3 protein-coding genes and 1 pseudogene are annotated in these 6253 nt (G+C 45.9%); 3 read left to right on the top strand and 1 reads right to left on the bottom strand.

Features of this window, described 5'->3' with window-relative positions:
* The 3 genes from ACKI5B_RS02575 to pyrG form a co-directional block, all read left to right on the top strand.
* A partial coding sequence (locus ACKI5B_RS02575; RefSeq protein ID WP_407425529.1) for a carbamoyl phosphate synthase small subunit occupies positions 1-994 on the top strand: 994 nt, incomplete at its 5' end.
* Positions 981-4214 (top strand): carbamoyl-phosphate synthase large subunit, encoded by a 3234-nt coding sequence (carB, locus tag ACKI5B_RS02570; RefSeq protein WP_407425527.1) that lies wholly within the window; start codon positions 981-983, stop codon positions 4212-4214. The genes ACKI5B_RS02575 and carB, both read left to right, overlap by 14 nt.
* A 12-nt stretch (positions 4215-4226) precedes the next feature.
* Positions 4227-5822, top strand: a complete 1596-nt coding sequence (gene pyrG / locus ACKI5B_RS02565; protein ID WP_407425525.1) for a CTP synthase — start codon at positions 4227-4229, stop codon at positions 5820-5822.
* An 84-nt stretch (positions 5823-5906) separates the two neighbouring features.
* Here the strand turns inward: pyrG and ACKI5B_RS02560 are convergent.
* A pseudogene (locus tag ACKI5B_RS02560) lies at positions 5907-6253 on the bottom strand (hypothetical protein); the annotation flags it as partial.

Raw genomic sequence — 6253 nt, 5'->3', positions numbered from 1 at the left:
CCTTAAAACTCAGAATATCGTCGGAATCTGTGGAATCGATACCAGAGCACTTACAAAAAAACTGCGCGAAGCCGGCGTCATGAACGGAATGATTGTAAGCGGTAAAGAAGCAGTAAAAATAGCAGAAAGCTGCCAGACAATACAGAAACCTGAACTCAATATTGCAGACACAGATAAACACAGATTAACTAAGACAGATGACCAGAAATTATTAAACGAAATCCGTGAATATAAGATTGAAGATGCGGTAAAAAGCGTACAGAAATCCGGCGGGGATTTTAAGGGGCAGAGCCCCTTAGGAGAAGGGGTAGCGAAAATACCCGAACGGAGCGGAGAAGGCAGAGCTTGCTCGGACTTCTCCGGCGTAGTGAGAGGTATTGGAGCGAGGGGAAGGCTTTCCCCTACACTAATTCCTAAATTTTCAGTTTGCCTCATCGATTTTGGTGCAAAGGCAAACATTCAGAGGGAACTTGAAAAACGCGGCTGCACTGTGACGGTTGTTCCTTACAACACGACGGCAAAAGAAATAATTGAGCTTTCCCCGGACGGAATAATGCTTTCTAACGGACCGGGAGACCCTGCAGAAAACACAGGCGTTATCGAAGAAATCCGCAAATTATGCGAATACGGAAAAATCCCGATTTTTGGAATCTGTCTTGGACACCAGATGCTTGCCCTTGCACGGGGGGCTCAGACTCAAAAATTAAAGTACGGTCACAGAGGAGGAAACCACCCCTGCAAAAATCTTGAAACAGGACGGGTTTACATTACAAGCCAGAATCACGGCTACGCTGTAAAAACAGAAAACCTTCCTTCATGCGCAAAATTAAGCTTTATCAATTCAAATGACGGAACCTGCGAAGGAATAAAATACACCGACATTCCGGCCTTCAGCGTTCAGTTCCACCCGGAAGCCTGCGGCGGGCCTCATGATACTAATTTTTTATTCGATGATTTTGTAAAAATGATGGAGAAAAACCATGCCTCTAAATAAAGATATTCACAAAGTAATGATAATTGGCTCCGGTCCGATTGTAATCGGTCAGGCGGCGGAATTTGACTATGCTGGAAACCAGGCTTGCAAGGCGCTCAAAGAACTTGGCCTTGAAGTCTGTCTTGTAAACTCAAATCCTGCAACGCTTATGACTGACCACTTCATGGCAGATGAGATTTATCTTGAACCGCTTAACTTAAAGACTCTTGAGAGAATCATCGAAAAAGAAAAACCTGATTCCCTGCTTTCGACTCTCGGCGGTCAGACGGGCTTAACTTTGAGCATGGAACTTGCAAAATCGGGTTTTCTTGAAAGCCATGGAGTAAAACTTCTGGGGGCACGCCCGCTTACAATCGACAAGGCGGAAGACCGCCAGATGTTCAAGGACACGATGGAAAGTATCGGGGAACCGTGCATTCCTTCAAAAGTCGTTACGGATTATGAAAGTGCACTTGATTTTGCAAAAAATGTAATCGGTTTTCCTGTAATAATCAGGCCGGCCTTTACTCTGGGCGGAACCGGCGGCGGTATTGCAAAAAATGAGCGCGAATTTGACGAAATTGCTCACAACGGCCTTCACCGCTCTCCGATTCACCAGATTCTTGTTGAAAAATGTATTTCAGGCTGGAAGGAAGTTGAATTTGAAGTGATGCGCGATTCAACCGGAAACGTTATCACTGTCTGCTCAATGGAAAACTTTGACCCGGTCGGCGTTCACACGGGAGATTCAATCGTAATTGCTCCGACTGTAACTCTTGCAGATAAAGAATATCAGATGCTGCGTTCTGCGGCTTTAAACATAATCAGTGCGCTTGAAATTGAAGGCGGCTGTAACTGTCAGTTTGCTTTGAATCCTGACAGTTTTGAATATGCCGTAATCGAAGTAAATCCTCGTGTTTCGCGCTCTTCTGCCCTGGCCTCGAAAGCAACCGGCTACCCGATTGCAAAGGTTGCGGCCTTAATTGCTGTCGGTTTTACGCTGGATGAAATCCCGAACTTTGTTACAAAAAAAACAAAAGCCTGCTTTGAACCGGTTCTGGATTATGTTGTAGTTAAAATGCCGAAATTCCCGTTCGACAAATTCGTCTATGCTTCAAGAAAGCTTGGCACTCAGATGAAGGCAACCGGCGAAGTAATGGCAATCGGCCAGAACTTTGAAGAAGCAATTTTAAAAGCAGCCCGGGGTCTTGAAGGCGGCGTTAAGGATTTGAACCTACCAGCCTTTGAAAAAGAAGGAGACGAAAAAATCCGTGAGAGAGTCTCTCAGTGCACGGACCAGAGGATTTTTGCAATTTATCAGGCCCTGAAGCGGGGGCTTTTGAGCGTAGAAGAAATCCACGAAATCACAAAAATTGACGAATGGTTTTTGTGGAAGCTGGAAAAGATTTGCGGAATGGAGAAAGAAAAACAAACGGATTTGTTCGAGTCTAACGACTCACACGAAACAAAGCGAAAACCGTTAGGTTTGAGCAAATCTGCTTGTGAATTAATTTTCAATCCAAAGTCTTTCAAAATGGTAGATACCTGTGCAGGCGAGTTCAACGCAGAAACACCGTATTTTTATTCAACCACCGGCGGCGAAAACGAGGCGGAAATGTTCCTTGCGGAAAGAAAAAGCGGCGCGAGCGGTTGTAGCGAGGGGGAGACTTCCCCCCATAAAGGTACAATCGTCGTACTCGGTTCAGGACCAATCAGAATCGGACAGGGAATTGAATTTGACTACGCCTCCGTTCAGTGCGTGCGCTCGCTTAAAAAGCTCGGGTATGAAGTTGCAATCATCAACAACAACCCGGAAACCGTTTCCACCGACTTTGACACGGCAGACAGGCTTTATTTTGAACCGCTCACTCCTGTAGATGTAATGAACGTGCTTGAAGTCGAAAAACCTCTCGGAGTTGTAGTGGCTTTTGGCGGAGGAACTGCAATAAAACTTGCAAAATTCCTGGACAGCCAGGGCGTAAAAATCTTTGGAACTTCGGCTGACGCAATAGACCTTGCAGAAGACAGGGAACGCTTTGAAGAACTTTGTGAACGCCTTAAGATTAACCGTCCGCGCGGAATGACTGTCTTTACAGAAGCAGAGGCGCTCGAAGCAGGTCAGAAAATCGGCTATCCGGTTTTGATGCGTCCAAGCTATGTTTTAGGCGGACAGAACATGATTATTGCAAGAAATCCCGCTGACGTTAAAGAATACATGGCAATCATTTTGAGACAGAACATCGAAAACCCGGTTCTCATCGACAAATACATGGAAGGAAAAGAGCTTGAAGTTGACTGTATCTGCGACGGTGAAGATGTTTTGATTCCGGGAATTATGGAACATGTTGAGCGCACCGGCATTCACTCAGGAGACTCAATCGCAGTTTATCCGGGAGAATTTACACCGGAACTCGAAGAAAAAATTATCCGTCAGAGCCGCGACCTTGCACTTGCGCTTGGAACAAAGGGACTTGTAAACATTCAGTATCTTATTTATGACGATGGAAACGGATCTGACCTTTACATTATCGAAGCCAACCCGCGTTCAAGCCGCACGGTTCCTTACCTGAGCAAAGTTTCAGGCGTTCCGATGATTGAACTTGCCACCCGCGCCATGATGGGAGAAAAACTTTCTGATATGGGATTCGGAAGTGGACTTTACCGTAAGCCTGATTATTTTGCAGTCAAAGTTCCAGTTTTCAGTTTTGAAAAACTGATGGATGTAGACACTCACTTAGGTCCTGAAATGAAGAGCACAGGCGAAGTTTTAGGAATTGCTGCCACAAGAAATGAAGCGCTTTTTAAGGGCATGGCCGCCGCAGGAATTAAGTTTTTTAAGGAAGGTGGAATTCTTTTCTCAGTCAGAGCCACCGACCTGCCGGAACTCCCTGCCCTTGCGCATAAGTTTTACGACCTCGGCTTTAAGCTTTACGCTACAAGCGGAAATGCGGCTACAATTGAGCGCAGCGGAATGGAAGTAACTCATGTCGCAAAAGTTCACGAAAATTACAATGACAATGTTATGACTTTACTTGAAAGCGGAAAAATTGCTTATGTTATTTCAACTTCTGCAAAAGGGCGCGACCCGATTGCAGAAAGCGTAAAACTCCGCCGTCTTGCAGTAGAGCGCGATATTGACTGCCTTACTTCAATCGATACGGCAAACGCACTGGCAGGCAGTCTTTCAAGCGGATTTAGTCTTGAAAACGTGAGCGTGGTAGATATAAACAGGGATATTTAAGAGGTAAAAATTATGTCAAAGTTTATTTTTGTTACAGGCGGTGTTGTTTCGGGTCTTGGAAAAGGTATTACGGCCGCTTCTCTTGGCAGGCTTTTAAAATGCAGGGGGCTTAAAATTGCTTCACAAAAGCTCGATCCCTACATGAACGTTGACCCGGGCACTATGAGTCCTTTCCAGCACGGCGAAGTTTTTGTTACCGACGACGGAGCGGAAACTGACCTTGACCTTGGTCACTACGAGCGTTTTATCGACGAAAACCTGACTAAATATTCTAACCTTACTAGCGGACGGGTTTACTGGAACGTGCTCAACAAAGAGCGCAACGGCGATTATCTTGGCGAGACTGTTCAGATTATTCCTCATGTTACAAACGAAATTAAAGACTTTATCTTAAAAAATGCAGAAGTCAGCAAAGCGGACATAAGCATTGTTGAAATCGGCGGAACTACAGGTGATATTGAAAGCCAGCCTTTCCTTGAAGCAATCCGCCAGCTTGCCCTTGAAGTCGGACGGCGAAACTGTCTTTTTATCCATGTGTGCCTTGTGCCTTATATTTCAGGAAGCGACGAGTTTAAGTCAAAGCCGACCCAGCACTCCGTAAAGGAACTCATGGCCGTAGGAATCCACCCGGACATTATCGTTGCAAGATGCGACAAAGAAATTCCATCTGATATCCGAAAGAAAATCTCACTTTTCTGCAATGTTTCTCCAGACTGCGTAATCAACAACACCACCTGTAAAAGTCTTTATGAAGTGCCCCTCATGCTCCACGCCCAGAACATGGACGATGTTGTCTGCCGTGACCTTGGAATTGAAAACACCAGAGGCGACTACCCTGCCCTTGCCGAATGGTCAAAAATGGTAGAAAAAATTCATGCACGCAAAGGAACCGTAAAAATCGCCCTCGTCGGAAAATATGTTAAGCTCCACGACTCTTACCTGAGCATTGTAGAAAGCCTGAACCACGCAAGTTTTGAAACCGGAAAAAATGTTGAGATAAAATGGGTAGATTCAGACAGCGTTACAGATGAAACTGCCACAGAGATTTTTTCTGACTGCAAGGGAATCATTCTTCCTGGCGGATTTGGTCAGCGGGGAATTGAAGGAATGATATGTTCCTGCCGCTATGCACGCACCCACAATGTTCCGTATTTTGGAATCTGTCTTGGAATGCAGATAGCCGTAATTGAGTTTGCGCGTACAGTTCTCGGCTGGAAAGATGCAAACAGCCGCGAGTTTGATGAACTTTGCGAACATCCTGTAATTGATTTAATGAAAGACCAGCAGGGCGTAATCATGGGCGGCACAATGCGGCTTGGAAGCTATCCGTGTAAGGTTAAGGAAGGAACAATGCTTGAAAAGGCGTACGGAAAGCAGCATATTGAAGAGCGGCACCGCCACCGATACGAGTTCAACAACGACTTCCGCGCAGAACTTGAAAATGCAGGCCTTACAGTCAGCGGAACTTCACCGGACGAAAAACTTGTAGAGGCAGTTGAGGCAGAAGGAAAATTCCATGTGGGAGTTCAGTTCCACCCGGAATTTAAGAGCCGCCCGAACAACACAGGACCGCTGTTTGTGGAATTTTTGAGGGCTTGTGAAGGATAAGGGGGCTTCTTTTTACGGCTAAATTGCAGAGTTTCACACTTTTAGCCGTAAATTAGCCGGCGCGGGGGCGTTGCAAGTCACCCCTTACGCCGGGTACTCCCCGTTAAAGCAGCCCTTACAGAAAGAATCCGTGCCTAAAGCCTCAAGCATGCCTTCAAGCGAAATAAACGCCAGCGAATCCGCTCCGATTTCACGGCAAATTTCTTTCAGTTCGTGTGTACTTGAAATAAGTTCATTTTTGCTCGGGGTATCAATTCCTAAATGACACGGAAATTTTACAGGCGGGGAGCTTACCCTGAAATGCACTTCTTTCGCTCCTGCCCTGCGCAGTATTTCTACCAGACGGCGGCTGGTTGTTCCGCGTACAATCGAATCATCAAGTCGGAGGCCAAGCGGGCTTAGGAAGACAAATGTCTTAGCCAACTCCTTGG

The organism is Treponema sp. (genome assembly GCF_045657965.1).
Taxonomy (GTDB): domain Bacteria; phylum Spirochaetota; class Spirochaetia; order Treponematales; family Treponemataceae; genus Treponema_D.
The sequence above is the reverse complement of the archived record's forward strand: the minus strand, read 5'-3'. Positions and strand labels throughout refer to the sequence as shown.

Excerpts from the sequence above, each read along its gene's own strand:
- pyrG (WP_407425525.1), top strand. The coding sequence starts at position 4,227 with ATGTCAAAGTTTATTTTTGTTACAGGCGGTGTTGTTTCGGGTCTTGGA.
- carB (WP_407425527.1), top strand. The coding sequence starts at position 981 with ATGCCTCTAAATAAAGATATTCACAAAGTAATGATAATTGGCTCCGGT.